We start from the raw sequence: 17,282 nt of genomic DNA, 5'->3' as shown, positions 1-17,282 counted from the left end.
GCCTTTTAGTGATGGTTGAATGGCTTTTGGTTGCTGAATGGATAACCCTTCAAGTAACCATCGGAGCTCCTGTTGTGAAAGATTACGTACTTCATTTTCATCTTTTGGCCATTGAAGTTTTCCACTATCTAAACGCTTATAAAGCATGGCGAAGCCATCGCCATCAAAATACAGACATTTGTAGCGATCTTTACTCCATCCTGAAAATAAGAAAATGGAATCGCCATATGGATCAAGTTCGAAAGAATCTTGAATCAGTGTGGCAAGCCCGTCTATGCCTTTTCGCATATCGGTCTTTCCGCAAATGATGTAGATATTTTTCACACTTGTATAATCGTATTTCACAGATGTTTCAACTCCCTCATAACGGTTTGGATAACGTGCTCACCTACGCCGCCATAGAAGGATATTTCCGCGTTTGCCGTTTTGATCGTGCAAATGCTTATTGAAGGATCTTTTGAAGAAGTGGATGATAAAGAATGTTTAGTATCTGGGTGTAGTGTGACGGGGACAATCGTTAATTTTTGTTGTGGCATAAGACATGCACCTCCTTTGATTCATACATGTATCGTACCAGAAGGTGCTGCGTGTTTATATGCGTTGTTTGAATGGGGGCTTACTTTTCAAAGTTGAAGCAGCTATAGAAGAAGATGATGAACATGAATTTGATTTAAGTTAAGGAGGGCTAAATGCCTTCCTTTTTATTTTTTGAAGAAAGGAGAAACTTATGGCAACAGTAAAATTCAAACGCACTAAGGGTTTAAGCAAAGTATTAGGTGATTTTCGCTTATTTGCCAAGAACTTTATTAAGATTATCGACAATGAAAATAATGAAATTCCTTTTGTCCTAAATCCAGAGCAAGAACAATTTTTAGATGAAAAAGAAAAGTTTAATATCATCTTGAAGGGAAGACAAATTGGATTCACAACTTTTTCATTGGCGTACATGCTCTATTTAGCGTGTACTAAGCCAAATACATCATACATCATCGTTACTCATCATAATAACGTTACAAAATCATTGTTTACTAAGTTAAAACGAATGTATAGATCATTACCTCATAAAGAGTTTGAAGGTTTGTTTCCCAAGATTAATTTAAATAACAGAGATGAATTGTCTTTAGATAACGACAGTCGTATTGTTGTTGCTACAGCACAAGGAGAAGATAGTTTTCGTGGTAATACTTTTCAACTAATTCATTTCTCTGAAATGGCTTTCTACCCAGAAAATAAGCAAGAAGAAATCATTGGTGCATCTTTACCTGCATTAGCGAAGAATCCAGATTCAGCAATTATTATTGAAAGTACAGCAAATGGTTTAAACGAATATCAAAAGATGTTTACAAAAGCATTTAGAAGTAATGAATCGGTATGGAAAGCACACTTTTATAGTTGGCTTGCAGAAGCGTACTCCAAGCAATTTAAGTATCAATTTGATGAAGCAGAAGCATGGTATAAGGCAAATAACAAAGGTAAACGTATGAGCAAGAATGATTTAGAGTTAGATGAGATATACCTCCATGAACAACAAAACGCTTCTTTTAGACAACTAATGTTTAGACGATACTACATTGAATTGAACTCAATTGATAAGTTTAAACAAGAGTTTCCAAGTAACCCAGATGAAGCATTTTTAACAACTCATAAATCAATATTTGATATGGGTAAGATTATGGAGCGTATTCAACATGCTTTACCTCCTATGGCTTCAAAAGAAGCGAAACTTCAAATCCCCCTTAAACTACAGCAATATCTCAATAAAAACCTATTCATCTTCCATTTACCTAAAGATAAAGTAAGACATTTTGCTGGAATTGACGTTGCAGCAGGTGTTAAAGGTGATAATTCAACATGTGTAATATTTGATAATGATAGACAACAGGTTTGTTCGTGGTACTCAAATGACATTCCAACTTATCAATTTGCAGAGTTAATGAACGAATTATGTAGGTTCTACAACTATGCCTTTACTTGTGTTGAGCGTAACTCATATGGATTACCTGTGCTTGAGAAAATGCGTAAAGATCATGGCTATATGAATCTATATAGACAACGTTTATTTAATGAGCAAGGTAAAAAGACATCACAGTTTGGCTTTCAAACAACTAATGTTACGAAACCTATTGCTATTGAAGATTTTAAAGAACAATTTGAGTTAGGATTTATCAACCTTGAATGTCTTGTGTTATTAGAAGAAATGAAGATATACCAAGACAATGGTGGCAAGATGGGCAATAAGAAAGGTGATGGTCTACATGATGATCTAATAATAGGTGCTGCAATGGCAATACAGGCAATGAAACGTAATATTTATTATGTAGAAATCTAACAAGGAGTTGAAACAATGAATTTACAAGAATATGTTGGCGCTTATTATCAAGGTGAGCCAAATTGGTACATTGATGAAGTATCAAAGTATCAGCATCAGCAACGTATACATAAAGTTAATAACTTAAAAGATTACTTAAATGGCGACCATAAGATTAACTATCTACCGTCATATAAGTACAATGGTAAAGAAATTGAACCAAAGAAGATTATTTTACAGTATGCTAAAACAATCCTAAATTTTCAATCCTCATTCCTATTAAAGAATCCAGTTAGTTTAACAGGTGATGAGAAAGTAGTTGAAGAGTTTCAAAAGGTTAACAAGAAAGCAAAGTACAACCGATTAAATAAGAAGATATTGGAGAAGGTTGCTAAGTTTGGTGAAGTGTATGAGTATCTATATTTAGATGGTGATGAAGTTAAATCATATATCATTGATCCAAGTGAAGGTTATCCAATCTATAACCATGAGGAAACATTAATCGGATTCATTGAAGCATATGTACATGACGCTATCTCTTACTATACTGTGTATTCTAATGAGTATGTGGAACAATACAGTAATGAAGGTGGAGAACATCATTTAGTTAGTCGTAAGATTAATTTGAGTGGGCTACCTGTAGTATATCGTAATGATAATAATGAATTGAGTAACATTGAAGGTAGAAGCGATTTAGAGGACTATATTGCCATTTTGGATAATATGGAGGACTTGATTAGTAAGTTTACTGATAGTGTACATAAATTCCATAACCCTATTCCTGTAGTAGTAGGACAGGATTTGAAAGGTGAAGGTATAGACAAGAATCTAGTGGGTGGTGGTATACGTTTAGATTTAGATGGTGACTTTAAGTTTGTTACAGGTGAAGTAGACACAGAAGCATTTGAGACAGTGTATAAGACATTACTACAATCACTATTAGATGTGAGTAGTACACCTGCTGTATCAATGAATAAGACAGACATTAGTAATCTGAGTGAGGTGTCTATCAAGTTACTGTATTCATTGGCTGAGTTGAAGGCAGGGTTGAATGAATCCTTTATGCGTGATGGTATTGAAGAGAGACATGAGAAGATACGTACTCTGTTATCTTATGTTGGTGTTACATTCAGTGATGATGTGTATGAGTCGCTTGATATGGTGTTCCACTATGCTATACCTCAGAATGAAGGGGAAATTATTAATAATGTTAAAACGTTAAGAGAGATTAAAGGTATTAGTCAAGAGTCATTGTTGGAGCAATCACCATACACTACTAATGTAAAACAGGAGTTAAAACGTTTAAAAAGTGAAAATGATAAAGAAGGTAAAGAAGATAAAAGTATCGTAAATAATGAAACTGAAGACGTATTGGAAGAATAATTGAAGGTAAGTGTGTGGGATTTAGTAAGAATGCCTATATATCAATGATTATTGTGTAAGGTATAATGCTGTCTCACACGCTCATGTTACCCTAGGGGGTATTCATATAATAAGAAAGAGAGTTGCATTATGAACCTCTGTCTTATTTTTAAAAAAATGATATATTGGCAGTTATATTAATATGCAGGATTTTATACAGGTTATTCAATCGATTGTATTGTTTATGCACTATCTCATAAACTAATGATCAATAGACGATTATACATTGAAAAACCTTGATATATCAACGTTTATAGGGTGTTTTGTATAATTTTATATGAGAGACAAATACACATCATAAAACTATCAAGTATTATTACTTTACAGAAGAATGATGTTATATCAACGTTTCTGTAAGAGTGACTATTGTTAACAGTTTACATAATTAGTGTTATCGGAAGTAGTTTTACGGTGGTCTGTAAATTCCACAGTAACTTTGTTGAATTTTTATGTATGTAATATACACTGCTGATACCCCTTTTTTCTAAATATGCGCCATAACATATCACTTTACACACACACGAAAATTTTCCTAGTATTAGCTTACATAATATTTTACAATTTAGTAGGGTGATATAAAATGGAACAATTGGAAGAGAGAGTATATTGTTTTTCTTGTAATCAAAAAACAAAACACGATATCGTACACACATATGAAGAATTTGCAGATGACCCAGAAGATATGTGGTGGAATGCCAAATTTCATATAACTAAATGTGCAGGGTGTGAGAGGGTAACATTTGTAGAAGAATACATAGATGAATATACATGGGACTATGTTAATGGTGAAAAGGTATGGAAAGCTATCTTTAAATCTTTTCCAGAAGAGCCGCCTGAAGAAAGTGCTGTGGAGAAGTTTGAAAAAAGATTAAACCTAGAGAAAAAAGAGTTTCCTCATATGCCTAACATTCTTTTAGAATTGTATAAGCAAATAATTGACTCTTATAATATGAGACACAATATACTATGTGCATCAGGTATAAGAACATTAATCGAAGGAATTTGTAACGAACTTGGAGTAAAAAAAGGGTACATATATGAAGTTGATGGTACAAAAAAGATTGAAAACGATAAGGAGATATACACAGATAACTTGGCAGGAAGAATATTTGGTTTATTTGAAAAAGGTTATATAATCTTCCCTCAAGCATTAATTTTAAATAAAATTAAATCTATTGGCAATAAAGCAGTCCATTCGGTAATAAGTCCAGATACTATAGAGCTTAGAGAGATTATACAAGTAATGGAACAAACACTAAATGTTATTTATGAATTAAAAGATCATAAATTATTGAATAACAAGAAAGAAGAAAATAAAAAATAGGTATTTAGTTGAAGGTATTTACTCCTTATTGTCGAATTATAGTAGGTATAAAGGAGGTGTTCGTTTATGAGTGGTATGATTACTACAATTACGGCTAGCAATGATAAAGAATTAAAAAGAAAAATTGAAGAAATAAGAATTAAACATGTAGCAATGAATCCTAATTTCACAGTAAAAGTTAATATAATTAACCCTAAAGAAGAGAATATTGAATATAAAAGTTATGAAGCTACATCTGTGACTGTAGGAATAACTTTAGAAGAGCTTGAAGAAGAGTAGAGAATCAGAAGAGGTGTTTCAATGGGAAAATATGATAAACATTTTACATACCACGAACGAAGTGAAATATGGAGAGAAATTAATAACGATTCTGATGTTTATAGAATGTTTGAGATTTGTAAAAGTGGTATTAATATGGTGAAAGAAATTGCTCCTAAGGATCGTATAAGAGAAGATATTGTAGACATAGAAAAAGATTTAGGGAAAATCGAAATTGCTTTTCAACGAATAAATGAATTTCCTCAATGGTTCACTTTTAATGATGAAGATATTTTAAAATTAAAAGGGGATTTTGCCAACTTAGAAAAGGAATGTCAAAAACTAAATATGCAAAGAGTAAGCTGGAACTGAGACACTTAATTTAAAGTGTCTTTTTTATTTAAAGAAAGGAATGATTATATGATTACTAATTTGCAACGCTTAGAAATGGAAACAAAGGGCATTAAAATTGATCAAAACGAATTAATCATCCATCTATCAGAAAATAATTTACAACCACATGAAGAATATATTGCTACTTCCTCTACATCTAAACGTAATATTTATAAATCTGCATTATCTATTCTTGAAGGTATAGCTAATAATCCTCAAACAATGAAAAACTACACAGTAGATGATACAAACGTGTCTTATTTTCATAATAACTTAATGACACGCATTCACGATCTAGAACGAAAAATTAGAGTAATGCAAGATGATGTTACAAGAAAGAGTGGCAGCTTCTTTTATTTATTTAGCAATTAAGGAGTGATATGATGCTGAATTTGTTTGATTTTAATAATGAAGATTTATCATTTCTTATTGATCAAGTAGGTAAGTCAGTAAAGGTTAACAATGTTGAAAAAGTTATATTAATTACAGGGAAATCTATAGGAGAATTTGAAGAAAGATATATACATTCAACAGAAATGATTAAACGTGGTGCAATGATTGAATGGAACAATAATAAATACCTTGTTACTTCTGAAACGTTAGAAAAGCATGGTGGAAAGTATAAGGCAGTCATAAGGAGCTGTAATGCTCAAATTGAATTTGAAAAGTATAATAAAGTATTTATTGGTAATGACCCTAGAACTGGTCAGCCCATCTATAAAGATGAATACATAGGTACTGAATACATTAATGCTATTGTTGATAAAAAATCATTAAGTATAGTAACAGGTGAAGCAATTAACACAGTTGACAATGAATTTATTTTAAAAGTGCAGGATAATTCAATTAACCGAACTAACTTTGCGTTAAATGCTACTTTTAAAATGTACAATCAAACGTGGAAAGTAGACAATCATGATTATACAAAAAAAGGTATCCTAGAAGTAAGTATCACATCTGAAATTAACTAGTGATAAAAACCTCTTTACTTGTAAAAAAAACCATATTATACTATAAGTAATAATATTGAATCGTGAAGAGGTTGTACTATTTTAGAACTGTACATTCCTTGATAAATTAAGATTATGCTAAAACATTGCATGGTAAGCAAGAGGTCGCAGGTTCAATCCCTGTCGCTAGCATAATACGTGTAGTAAAACGAGGACCTTTTAAGGGTCTCGTTTTTTTGTACTCATCAAAGTATTTATTTTCCTAAAAATAGATAAAATGTAAAAATGTTTAATGGGAAGAAAACTAGGGTAAAAGAGGTTATCGATAAAAACTGAACGAGGAGTGCATCTAAATTTGATCACATTTAAAAATGTTTCAAAGCAGTATGAAGATGGCACCACAGCTGTCAAAGACATTAATTTAGAAATAAGGCAAGGGGAGTTTTTTGTTCTTATTGGTCCTAGTGGATGTGGGAAAACAACGACGCTTAAAATGATTAATCGTCTTCATGATGTGACTAGTGGTGATTTATACATAGCGGATAAAAAAGTAACGGATTACAACATTAATGAGCTGCGCTGGGAAATTGGGTATGTCCTCCAGCAAATTGCTTTATTTCCTCATATGACCATTGCGGAAAACATCGCGGTAGTACCTGAGATGAAGGGGTGGAAAAAGAATAAAATCAAAAAGCGTGTAGATGAACTCTTGGAACTGGTTGGACTGGACCCGAAGCAATACCGAAACCGCAAGCCTTTTGAGCTCTCAGGTGGGCAACAGCAGCGCATTGGTGTAGCTAGAGCTCTCGCAGCCGATCCTCCTGTTATTCTTATGGACGAACCTTTCAGTGCACTAGACCCGCTAAGTCGTGATCAGCTGCAGCAGGACGTTTTAGCTTTAAAAGAAAAGATAAAAAAGACATTCGTCTTTGTTACGCATGATATTAGCGAAGCCATGACTCTTGGAGATCGTATCTGTTTAATGAAAGATGGGGAAGTAGTTCAAATTGGCACACCAAAAGAGTTTGTTCAAAACCCTAAAAATGATTTCGTGAAATCATTTATCGGTAATCAGGGAAGCGTATTGCTTCAACCATTAGAAGTATTTGTTAATGAAACAAATCAGCAAGATTTTGAAAAGATTGAAGCTCCTGTACATTTAAAATCATCTGCATCTATTGGCGAAGCTATAGAGCTTTTACAAAAGCACGATTGTGTTGGTGTTTATAAAGGTTCGAAAAAAATTGGTATTGTAACGAGCAAAAACATCCTTGCCTTCTTGTCTAATAGATCAAAAGAAGGAGCGGTGGTATAATGAATGGCTTAACTACTTTGTTAGAACAAAGGGGAGATGCGCTTGTTCAAGCACTGCTTGAACATGTTCAAATTTCCGTACTAGCGCTATTAATTGCAGTATTAATTTCCGTACCTCTTGGCTTGTACTTAACCAGGCATGAGCGAATTGCTGAGCCTATTATCGGCGTAACGGCTGTTCTACAAACGATTCCTTCATTAGCTTTATTAGGGTTATTAATTCCAGTAGTAGGAATAGGAACCGTTCCCGCTGTTATTGCTTTATTTCTCTATGCTTTATTACCAATTGTTCGTAATACATATACAGGAATTAAAGAAGTAGACCCATCTTTAATTGAAGCAGCAAGAGCGATGGGAATGAATTCATTTAGGCGACTGATAAAAGTCGAGCTACCCTTGGCTCTTCCAGTTATTATGGCTGGTATTCGTACAGCGATGGTCTTGATCATCGGAACAGCAACCATCGTTGCATTAATTGGTGCAGGTGGATTAGGTAGCTTAATTCTATTAGGAATTGACCGAAGTGATAATGCTCTTATTTTATTAGGTGCTATTCCAGCAGCACTATTAGCAATTGTCTTTGACGTGGTTCTTCGAACAATTGAAAATTCTTCAAAGAAGGGTTCGAAAAAACGTCCTATCATTATGATTGCTATTTTAGTATTAATTCTTGCATCCCCGTTTATAGCTATGAAAGCAACTGAGCCAGATCTTGTAATAGGTGGGAAACTTGGTGCAGAACCAGATGTTTTAATTAATATGTATAAACAGTTAATTGAAGACGAGACGAATATGAAAGTAGACTTACGTTCGTCATTGGGAAAAACAGTTTTTGTATTTGAAGCTCTTCGTAATAAAGAAATTGATATTTACCCAGAATATACTGGAACAGCGCTTGTTACGCATTTAAAAGAGCAACCTAATAGTAAAGATGCCAGTGAAGTATACGAACAAGCCAAAGTAGGATTAAAGGAAGAATTTGATTTAGTCTATCTTCAACCGATGGCTTTTAATAACACGTATACATTAACAGTAACAAAAGAGTTTGCAGAGCAAAATAACGTCAAAACTATTTCAGACTTAACAAACGTGGCTGATCAAGTAAAGGCTGGCTTTACCCTTGAATTTAAGGATCGAGAAGATGGATATGCAGGTCTTCAAAAAGAGTATGGCTTAGCGTTAAACAATGTTAAAACGATGGAACCAAAGCTTCGCTATAATGCAGTTCAAACAGGTGATATTAATTTATTGGATGCATATGCAACAGACCCAGAAATTGAACAGTATGATTTAGCAGTTCTAGAAGATGATGAAAAGTTCTTTCCCCCTTATCAAGGTGCGCCTGTCTTAAGAGCAGAAACGTTAAAAGAGCATCCTGAGTTAAAGGAGATTCTCAATAAGCTAGCAGGGAAAATCAATGATGAAGAAATGCGTAAAATGAATTATGAAGTCAATGCTGAAGGGAAAACAGCAGAAGAGGTAGCCCGCAAGTTCTTGGTTAAAAAGGGGTTAGTATCAGACTGAAATTAATTGAAAGCCGAGCAAATTGACTCGGCTTTCTTTATGATGAGGTCGTACCTTTATGTAGTACTTGTAGCCACGTGTCTGGAGAAATTTCGAAGCCTTCAATACTAATACAGGTCATTCCATCCGCGCTACCAAATTCAACGTATTCACCGGCTTTCCAAAATACAGCTTCTCCGAAATTAACATAGATTCGACCTTCACTGTTAGCAATCCATCCTTCTCCGCTTATAATTAAGAGTAGTTTGGGAATCGTGGCTTCAGTTTTAGGCGCGTAATCATAAGGTGCTAATGAAATGTAATTTATTTTTACATCTCCCGTCTGAGAAAGAATGGTGTTGAAATGATAAGACTGATAAAGCATAGAATCAGTTTTACGCTGAGCATATTGATATAGTTTCACATTGGTCCCTCCAGTAGACACGGATTTCGTTGTCGTGTTTCCGTAGCGTAACTAATATATGTATGAACATAAAAAAAAGACCCAAAAAGCAGACAGTTTTCTGCTTTTTGGGTCTTTTTAATCTAAGAATGTTTGAATTTCCTGCCTGTTCTTTTCTAGATCTAATCGTAGTACAGCGCCTGCTCCTGAAACACGTTCATTGGTAAATGCACCGTCAACAGGGATGCGAAGCGAATCAAGTTCATTTGAGCTTCCAAGTAAGAAATCTTTTCCTATAGATACGAAGGTCTTTGGAGGTACATTTGTATCCACATAGGGATCAATAATTCCCCATAACTTAGGTGCTTTAGCTATTGTTTGAAGCGATAATGCTTCTTCTGTAAGTTTACCTAAAACTTCTTGCTGTCTTTGAACCCGTCCAAAGTCACTTTGACTATCATGTCTAAATCGCACATAGCCTAATAGCTCTTCACCGTGAAGCGTCTGCTTTCCCGGTTCTAAGGTCATCCCGATACCATGGGACATTCTTTGGTTAATATCAACTTCAATACCATTTGGAGCAATTGTATCTACAACTTTTGAGAAGCCTTTAAAATCTACTACCGCATAGTAATTCACATCGATACCGAAATTTTCCTTTATTGTTTTGCGCAAAAGCTCAGGTCCCCCAAATGCATATGCTGCATTGATTTTATTTTTTCCATACCCGGGGATATCTACATAACTATCTCGCATAAGAGATACAATCTTTGGCTGGTTATTATCCTTGTCATAGTGCGCAATCATAATTGTATCAGCACGTGAATGTTCTTCCCCGCGCGAATCAATCCCTAAAAGAAGAACGTTCATAGTATCTAAATTGGCGCTTTTACCGTTAAATTCAAATTGTCCATCTTTTTGAAAGTCGCCGTCTGCTTCAGCCAACCCTTGTTGATATTGATAAAAAACATATCCAGCTAAAGCAATCAGTACTACAGAGCAAAAAAGAAAAAATCTTCTCATTCGCTTTTTCTTTCTCTGTTTATGTCGTTTGCGATGTTCACGTTGTTCCAATATTCTCACCTATCATTTTAAAGTAATTGAAAAGTATAGCAATTATATTCTTATATAAAATTACCATCACATTCTATGATTAGCAAGTATTAGCCATTTTAATCGTAAAAGCTAGGTGTGTATCTAGGTATGTATTCTGTAAGATTAAAGCAAACAAAAAGGTTTTAATGAATTTATACGTTTTTTGCAGGTGAATGAGCCAAAAGTCTCTAATTAGTAAAAGGTGAAGAAATGCAGAATGGCAAAGGAGATGGGGAAATGAGCTTATACGTATCATCTTCAAATATAGTCGTTATTCCACAAAAAGCTGTTTCACACTGGAAAACATATGGAGTGGGAACAATTAAAGGAGCAAAAGTGACGGGAAAGCGCTGTGAACAATTGATGCTACGATTTAAAGAGAAGATAATGACGCCTTTTCAAATGGTATCTTATCACGAGTCATTCGTTGTCATGTTTGATGATGAGCAAAGCAAAGAGCATTTTGAGCTAATTGCAAACATACTTCAGGCAGATGGGGATAAGTTTAACTACTACCTGTTATTTGATGATCATGAATCTGAAGTTTTGAAGGGAATGAAACAATTTTTGACAGTAGGCGAGTTTAATGTACCAGTTGTACGGCTTAATCAAACAGGTGAATTTGATTTTCATAGCAATGGCAACTCGGTTGAAATAGTCATTGATGATGATGTAGATGAAGAAGGAATAAGTTCGTTTATTCAAACATTTAGGTTAAACGAAGGACATTATTTTATTGGTGACCCTGGATTTTTAAAAAACCAAGAGATGTTCCAGGAGCAATATTTTACCGGAGGGGATTACCATCTTATTTATCAGTATAATAATCAATGGCTTAAAAAAGTAATTATTCAACCTAGCGAATCAGTACAAAATAGTATATAAACTAGAATTTCTTTTGTGCCTAAAGACGTTGTTTCACTAGTCGAGAAAGTAGTGAAATTATGGTATAATAACTTTAAAAGATTAAGAAAGGAAGTTATATGCGATGAATGAACGCTTAAGCAACGTGGCTTCTTGGCTTTCTGAAAAAAGCTATGATGCTGCATTTATTTCTTCAACAGAAAATGTATTTTATTTAACAAATTTTTATACGGATCCGCATGAACGACTTTTAGGCCTATTTGTATTTCCAAATACTGAACCTGTACTTGTTTGTCCTTTTATGGAAGTTAATCAAGCAAAAAGTGCAGGGTGGAAATATGATGTTGTTGGATATGAAGATCATGAAAACCCTTTGGAGCTAATTCGTGCCGCATTACATAAAAGAGAAATTAATAATATTGGTCGTTTAGCAGTGGAAAAAGAGCAGCTATCTTTCCTGCGAAGTGAAGAGTTAAAAACATTGTATCAAGATGTTGTATTTGAAAGCGTAGAAGAAAAAATGAACGAATTAAGGGTAGTGAAAACGCAAGCTGAAATTGACATTTTACAAGAAGCAGCAGCTCTCGCTGATTATGGTGTTGAAGTAGGTGTATCTGCTTTAAAAGAAGGCGTTACGGAAATGGACGTTCTTGCTAAAATTGAATATGAATTAAAGCGAAAAGGTATTCGCGAGATGTCGTTTTCTACGATGGTGTTATTTGGAGAAAAAACGGGTGATCCTCATGGCAATCCTGGGCTACGTACACTAAAAAAAGGTGACATGGTCTTATTTGACTTAGGTGTTGTGTTAGATGGATATTGTTCGGATATTACGCGAACAGTGGCATTTGGCGAAATTACTGAAAAACAACAGCATATGTATGAGACGGTTAATAAGGCGTTAGAAGCTGCTTTATCTGCATCAAAGCCCGGTACAAGAATTGGGGACTTAGACATGATTGCGCGTAACCTTATTTCGGAAGCGGGATACGGAGAATACTTTCCACATCGACTAGGTCACGGATTAGGAATTAGTGTACACGAATTTCCTTCTATGAACCGTACGAATGATGACATACTAAAAGAAGGCATGGTTTATACCATTGAGCCAGGCGTTTATATCCCTAACATTGGTGGAGTACGTATTGAAGATGATGTAGTTATTACGAAAGATGGAAATAAAACGTTAACGAAGTATCCTAAGAAGTTACAAATTATTCAACCGTAAGAAAAAGAGACTGAGACATAAGTAGTTCAGCCTCTACTATACCTGAACGATTGAGAGTTCATAACTTTTAATCGTTCAGGTTTTTTGGATGATTGTGAAAACAATGTTGGAAACAGGGTGGAATGGAGCGTAGGTCACTCGACACCTGCGGAAAGCGAGTGACCGTAGCGCAATGGAACGAACGTGTTGAGGCAAATCAAAGAGATGGGAACAGCTAGTGTTCGTCTTTTAGAAGTAATCATTTTGTTATGTCCCAAACTCTTTTTCTATATGAATAGAAGAAGACTAATGGCCATGATAGCCATTCCGCCGATAAGTCCATAAATAGAAAGGTGAGCCTCATCATATCGCTGAGCAGCAGGTAAAAGTTCATCCAAAGAAATAAAGACCATAATTCCTGCTACTGCGGCAAAGATAACCCCGAACATAACGTCATTTAAAAAAGGCATGAGTAAAAAATATGCAGCAATAGCTCCTAGAGGCTCTGAAAGACCTGATAAAAAAGAGAGTTTAAATGCTTTCTTCTTATCACCTGTTGCAAAATAAACGGGTACGGAAACGGCAATTCCTTCAGGGATGTTATGAATAGCAATTGCTACTGCAATAGCAATTCCTAAAGAAGGATCTTGAAGAGTCGACGTAAACGTAGCAATTCCTTCAGGGAAATTATGAATGGCAATTGCTAAAGCAGTAAATGTTCCCATTTTTAAAAGAGCAGTGTCTTTCACTCTTGGTTGTTTCATGTCTTCTACGGTCTTTAATTCATGTGGGTTTCCTTGTTTTGGGACAAATTTATCAATCATTGCAATCAAGAGCATTCCAGCAAAAAAACCACCAACCGTTACCCAATTTCCAGATACTTTACCAAGTGCTCCTACAAGGGAATCCTGTGCTTTTACAAAAATTTCAATCATGGATACGTAGATCATAACGCCAGCTGAAAAACCGAGTGCAATTGATAGAAATTTTGTATTCGTTGTAGATACAAAAAAAGCTAAAATACTTCCTATTCCTGTTGCGAGACCTGCCATTAATGTTAAACCAAAGGCTAGTAATAAATGTTCAGTCATGAAATAATCCTCCTGAAAGAATAAGAGTGAGTTTTTATCTATATTCCACAAATATCTGAGACATGACCAGTGTGTAAAGGCAACGGGAAATAATATCATATGTTCAATTCTCAATTTATCTAGCACAGTATATTCAGTTTCTTTTGATTGGGAACTTGCCTATAGTTTAGAAGGAGTATGAAATAGCGATTGTGAAAATCATTTCCAAGAGATATATTACGAACAGATAACATTTTGTTCACAAATTATCGCATCGCTATCGATTTTTCGTTTGGTAGTATATCCTGTACAGTAGAGGCTTTGTAAGCTTGATAGCAAGGAGGCTTTTTGATGACTAATTACTCAAAAGATGATGAACAAATTATACATAAAGCAGTTGAAGTTTTTGGAGGGAAAGATCGTATTGACGAATTTGAGGATGAGAGAAAAAAATACAGCGTACATGTTTTAGCAACAGGCAATCACCCCCGTTCAGACTTAACAGCATATGCAACGTTGGGAGGGTATCATTGTCCAACAGGATACACGGTGGGCGGTATTCCACTTCGCATTGAAATTGTAGGAGCATGTCATTCTTCATTTGCACCCTTCCCACAAATTTTAAGCAAGTGTGTATTTCATATGATGAAGTCACATGTTTCAATCTTTCCAGGGGCAATTTATAAAGATATTATTACTTCTTTCGATCATAGCCTTCATATGCAGCATATTTTATTGATTCCGCCATTTTTATGGGATACATTTTCTACGATTGAGCTATCAGATAAAAAGGTTGCGTTTTTACAAGCAGTCCCAATCTCTGAAAATGAGCGAGCTTTTGCATTAGAATATGGGGTAGACTCTCTGCTAAGCCGATTCGACGATGAGCGAGTGAACGTATTTAATTTAGAGCGTCGAACGGTAGTATAAAGAGGCAGCCAGGTAGGGCTGTCTCTTTTTCTTGATAGAAAACAGGCTTGTATCTAGAAACTTTAGGACAAAACTCCACGATTGTCCTAAGACAAACACCTATACGTGATAAATTCCCATTACATATAGTAGAACATAAGTATTAAACATAATTAGGAAGGGGATGTTATGATGAATAACCAGCGCAGAAGGCCACGAATAAATCCAAATTTTCGTCCAAGTGGGGGCGCAAATAATGAGGATGGAAACAAAAATATCATTAGCAACAGTGGAAACTCCAACGTTAATATTAACCTAGGGCAAGGAAAAAGATCAAAACAGTCGCAGAGCCTAGATCAGTCTGATAGCGGCCTAATCTTTTAATCTAAGGGGGACTCTTTAGTAAGCGAATTTAGTGAAAATTCGCTTAGGTTAATGAAGAGTGAATAGCGGTTAGTACGGGGAGGTTTATCATGAAAAGCTTAGTAAGTGATAGTGGAAACGCAAAAGTAGATATTACCATTAATATAGATAATTCAGCTCTAGCTTATTTAGTAGGAAGCTGCCTCCATGCAACTCAGCAAATAACCGATGAACAATATCTTCAAATGATGACTAATCTGACAACACTACTTGGGAAAAATAGTGAAGAAATAAAAAAGCTGTTTTCAAACCATCAAATTTCGACGAATAAAAAATTTAAATCTGCTAACGAGCTAGAGAATTTAAAAATCTATTATAATAAGAAGTAGAAGCACTTGATAAAAGTGCTTTTTATTTTGAATTCAGTCATAAAAAGGGGAAGTCAATGAATAGTAATGATGAAAAATATTGACTCTCACGCTACGTCATACTTTATCGTTACTAATTAAGAGGAGGGATTGAAAATGGCTATGCAGGTAAAGGAAGTAGCTAGCTTAGCGGGTATTAGTATACGCACCCTTCATCATTATGATGATATTGATTTATTGAAGCCTACTGAGGTAACTGAATCAGGATACCGGCTATATGTTGAAGATGATTTAGAGATGCTGCAACAAATTTTATTATTTAAAGAACTAGGGCTTTCGTTAAAAGAAATTAAAGCAGTCATTTATGATCCTTCCTTTAATAAACAAGAAGCGTTAGAGTTGCATCAACAGCTTCTAATTGAAAAAAGGAATCGACTTAATCGTATGATTGCCATGACTGAACAAACGATTAAGTCAATGAAAGGAGAAAAACCAATGACTAATAAGCAAAGATTCGAAGGGTTTGATTTTAGTGAAAATCCTTATGAAGAAGAAGCTAAAAAGCGATGGGGAAGCGAAAAAGTAAACGAAGCGAATAAAAAAGTTAGAGGTATGACGAAAGGCGAACAAGCAGATTTAGCAGCAGAAGCAAATGAGATTTATAAAAAGATAGCTAAGCTGATGAATCAATCACCATCATCAGAATCGGTTCAAAAAGCTATACAAGAATGGTTTCACTTCTTGAATCGTAATTTTACGACGTATTCCCCAGAAGCATTTAAAGGGTTAGGAGAATTATATATTCAAGATGAACGCTTTCAAAAGAACATTGACCAATTCGGAGAAGGTTTAGCTGAATTTTTAAAAGAAGCTATGGGGGTATTCGCTGATAGTTTGTTAAACGAGGAAAAGCAATAAGAGAAGTTATTCATGATTTTGAACATAGTAATTGAAAAGAGTCCCCATCCAAATGGAGACTCTTTTCAATTACTACTGCGCAATGTTTTTGAAAGAATTTTTGCTACGGATTTACTTTGTTCAATTTGTGTACGCTTATTATTTTTGCGTTCTAATGCGATCGCTTGTAGGCTTTTTTCTTCTTCAGTTTGAGCTACAACCTTTGGTACAGTAGCAGGCTTTCCATCTTCTAAAGCAACAAACGTTAAGAAAGAAGTCGCTGCAATTCGTTTAACACCTGTAATTAAATTCTCAGCGATTACTTTTACAAAGATAATCATTGAGCTTTTGCCAGTTAGTACAACAAAAGACTCATATGATATGAAATCTTCTTCCGTCACAGGTTCAATAAAATCGACGTGATCAATCGATGCTGTAACACACGGTTTTCTTGAATGTTTTGTAGCAGATAATGATGCAATCATGTCCATATCGGCTACAATTTTCCCTCCAAATAACGTATAGTGATTATTTAAATCATTAGGGAAGATATGCTGTGATTTTACAACTCTTGATACACTGCAAGGTATTTGTTCAACTGTCATCTATAAAGCACTCCTTTAAAACCTCAATC

Annotated in this window: 21 protein-coding genes; 15 read left to right on the top strand and 6 right to left on the bottom strand. The window is 34.8% G+C overall.

Going from position 1 to position 17,282, the window contains the following annotated elements:
* Positions 1-345, bottom strand: a 345-nt coding sequence (tnpB, locus tag A2U94_RS21220; protein ID WP_025908918.1) for an IS66 family insertion sequence element accessory protein TnpB, incomplete at its 3' end; no start/stop codon positions are given.
* A complete protein-coding gene (locus A2U94_RS13775; RefSeq protein ID WP_025908917.1) occupies positions 342-536 on the bottom strand; it encodes a hypothetical protein in 195 nt (64 codons plus the stop codon). The genes A2U94_RS13775 and tnpB, both read right to left, overlap by 4 nt.
* 191 nt (positions 537-727) lie before the next feature.
* On the opposite strand from A2U94_RS13775, the gene A2U94_RS13770 reads away from it, so the two are divergent.
* From A2U94_RS13770 to A2U94_RS13730, 9 genes are all read left to right on the top strand, one after another.
* Complete coding sequence (locus A2U94_RS13770; RefSeq protein WP_025910782.1) at positions 728-2,329, top strand: terminase large subunit domain-containing protein; 1,602 nt, start codon at positions 728-730, stop codon at positions 2,327-2,329.
* A gap of 15 nt (positions 2,330-2,344) precedes the next feature.
* Complete coding sequence (locus A2U94_RS13765) at positions 2,345-3,691, top strand: phage portal protein (protein WP_025910783.1); 1,347 nt, start codon at positions 2,345-2,347, stop codon at positions 3,689-3,691.
* Between the two features lie 619 nt (positions 3,692-4,310).
* Entirely contained in the window at positions 4,311-5,054 is a 744-nt protein-coding gene (locus A2U94_RS13760; protein ID WP_025910784.1) for a DUF4145 domain-containing protein, read from the top strand.
* Between the two features lie 66 nt (positions 5,055-5,120).
* Positions 5,121-5,333: a hypothetical protein gene (locus A2U94_RS13755; protein WP_025910787.1), complete on the top strand. Its 213-nt coding sequence runs from the start codon at positions 5,121-5,123 to the stop codon at positions 5,331-5,333.
* Between the two features lie 21 nt (positions 5,334-5,354).
* A complete protein-coding gene (locus A2U94_RS13750; RefSeq protein WP_025910788.1) occupies positions 5,355-5,684 on the top strand; it encodes a hypothetical protein in 330 nt (109 codons plus the stop codon).
* Between the two features lie 48 nt (positions 5,685-5,732).
* Positions 5,733-6,077 (top strand): hypothetical protein, encoded by a 345-nt coding sequence (locus A2U94_RS13745; RefSeq protein ID WP_327078501.1) that lies wholly within the window; start codon positions 5,733-5,735, stop codon positions 6,075-6,077.
* Positions 6,078-6,088: 11 nt separating this feature from the next.
* A complete protein-coding gene (locus A2U94_RS13740; protein ID WP_025910791.1) occupies positions 6,089-6,676 on the top strand; it encodes a hypothetical protein in 588 nt (195 codons plus the stop codon).
* Between the two features lie 334 nt (positions 6,677-7,010).
* Positions 7,011-7,970, top strand: coding sequence for an ABC transporter ATP-binding protein (locus A2U94_RS13735; protein ID WP_025910792.1), 960 nt, complete (start codon positions 7,011-7,013; stop codon positions 7,968-7,970).
* Positions 7,970-9,493 (top strand): ABC transporter permease/substrate-binding protein, encoded by a 1,524-nt coding sequence (locus A2U94_RS13730; protein WP_025910793.1) that lies wholly within the window; start codon positions 7,970-7,972, stop codon positions 9,491-9,493. Before A2U94_RS13735 ends, A2U94_RS13730 begins: the two co-directional genes overlap by 1 nt.
* Before the next feature lie 37 nt (positions 9,494-9,530).
* On the opposite strand, the gene A2U94_RS13725 is transcribed toward A2U94_RS13730, so the two are convergent.
* Together A2U94_RS13725 and A2U94_RS13720 are read right to left on the bottom strand one after the other, a co-directional pair.
* Entirely contained in the window at positions 9,531-9,896 is a 366-nt protein-coding gene (locus tag A2U94_RS13725) for a hypothetical protein (RefSeq protein ID WP_025910794.1), read from the bottom strand.
* A 117-nt stretch (positions 9,897-10,013) separates the two neighbouring features.
* Positions 10,014-10,898 (bottom strand): LCP family protein, encoded by an 885-nt coding sequence (locus tag A2U94_RS13720; RefSeq protein ID WP_373688717.1) that lies wholly within the window; start codon positions 10,896-10,898, stop codon positions 10,014-10,016.
* Between the two features lie 309 nt (positions 10,899-11,207).
* Between A2U94_RS13720 and A2U94_RS13715 the strand changes: the two genes are divergently transcribed.
* Positions 11,208-11,855 (top strand): hypothetical protein, encoded by a 648-nt coding sequence (locus A2U94_RS13715; RefSeq protein WP_025910796.1) that lies wholly within the window; start codon positions 11,208-11,210, stop codon positions 11,853-11,855.
* Positions 11,856-11,958: 103 nt separating this feature from the next.
* On the top strand, positions 11,959-13,062 hold the full coding sequence (locus A2U94_RS13710; RefSeq protein WP_025910797.1) for a M24 family metallopeptidase: 1,104 nt from the start codon (positions 11,959-11,961) through the stop codon (positions 13,060-13,062).
* A 266-nt stretch (positions 13,063-13,328) separates the two neighbouring features.
* On the opposite strand, the gene zupT is transcribed toward A2U94_RS13710, so the two are convergent.
* Positions 13,329-14,132, bottom strand: coding sequence for a zinc transporter ZupT (gene zupT / locus A2U94_RS13705; RefSeq protein WP_025910798.1), 804 nt, complete (start codon positions 14,130-14,132; stop codon positions 13,329-13,331).
* A gap of 330 nt (positions 14,133-14,462) precedes the next feature.
* On the opposite strand from zupT, the gene A2U94_RS13700 reads away from it, so the two are divergent.
* From A2U94_RS13700 to A2U94_RS13685, 4 genes are all read left to right on the top strand, one after another.
* Entirely contained in the window at positions 14,463-15,041 is a 579-nt protein-coding gene (locus A2U94_RS13700; protein ID WP_025910799.1) for a suppressor of fused domain protein, read from the top strand.
* Between the two features lie 168 nt (positions 15,042-15,209).
* Positions 15,210-15,404 carry a hypothetical protein gene (locus A2U94_RS13695; RefSeq protein WP_061786027.1) on the top strand — a complete coding sequence of 65 codons (195 nt, stop codon included), beginning with the start codon at positions 15,210-15,212 and terminating at the stop codon, positions 15,402-15,404.
* A gap of 89 nt (positions 15,405-15,493) precedes the next feature.
* On the top strand, positions 15,494-15,772 hold the full coding sequence (locus tag A2U94_RS13690) for a hypothetical protein (protein ID WP_025910801.1): 279 nt from the start codon (positions 15,494-15,496) through the stop codon (positions 15,770-15,772).
* Positions 15,773-15,907: 135 nt separating this feature from the next.
* On the top strand, positions 15,908-16,669 hold the full coding sequence (locus tag A2U94_RS13685) for a MerR family transcriptional regulator (RefSeq protein WP_025910802.1): 762 nt from the start codon (positions 15,908-15,910) through the stop codon (positions 16,667-16,669).
* Positions 16,670-16,734: 65 nt separating this feature from the next.
* Here A2U94_RS13685 and A2U94_RS13680 read toward each other — a convergent pair whose 3' ends face one another.
* Positions 16,735-17,253, bottom strand: coding sequence for an acyl-CoA thioesterase (locus A2U94_RS13680; RefSeq protein WP_025910803.1), 519 nt, complete (start codon positions 17,251-17,253; stop codon positions 16,735-16,737).
* Between the last annotated feature and the right edge of the window lie 29 nt (positions 17,254-17,282).

Source organism: Bacillus sp. VT 712, assembly GCF_001614195.1.
Taxonomy (GTDB): domain Bacteria; phylum Bacillota; class Bacilli; order Bacillales; family Bacillaceae_H; genus Priestia; species Priestia flexa.
The sequence above is the reverse complement of the archived record's forward strand: the minus strand, read 5'-3'. Positions and strand labels throughout refer to the sequence as shown.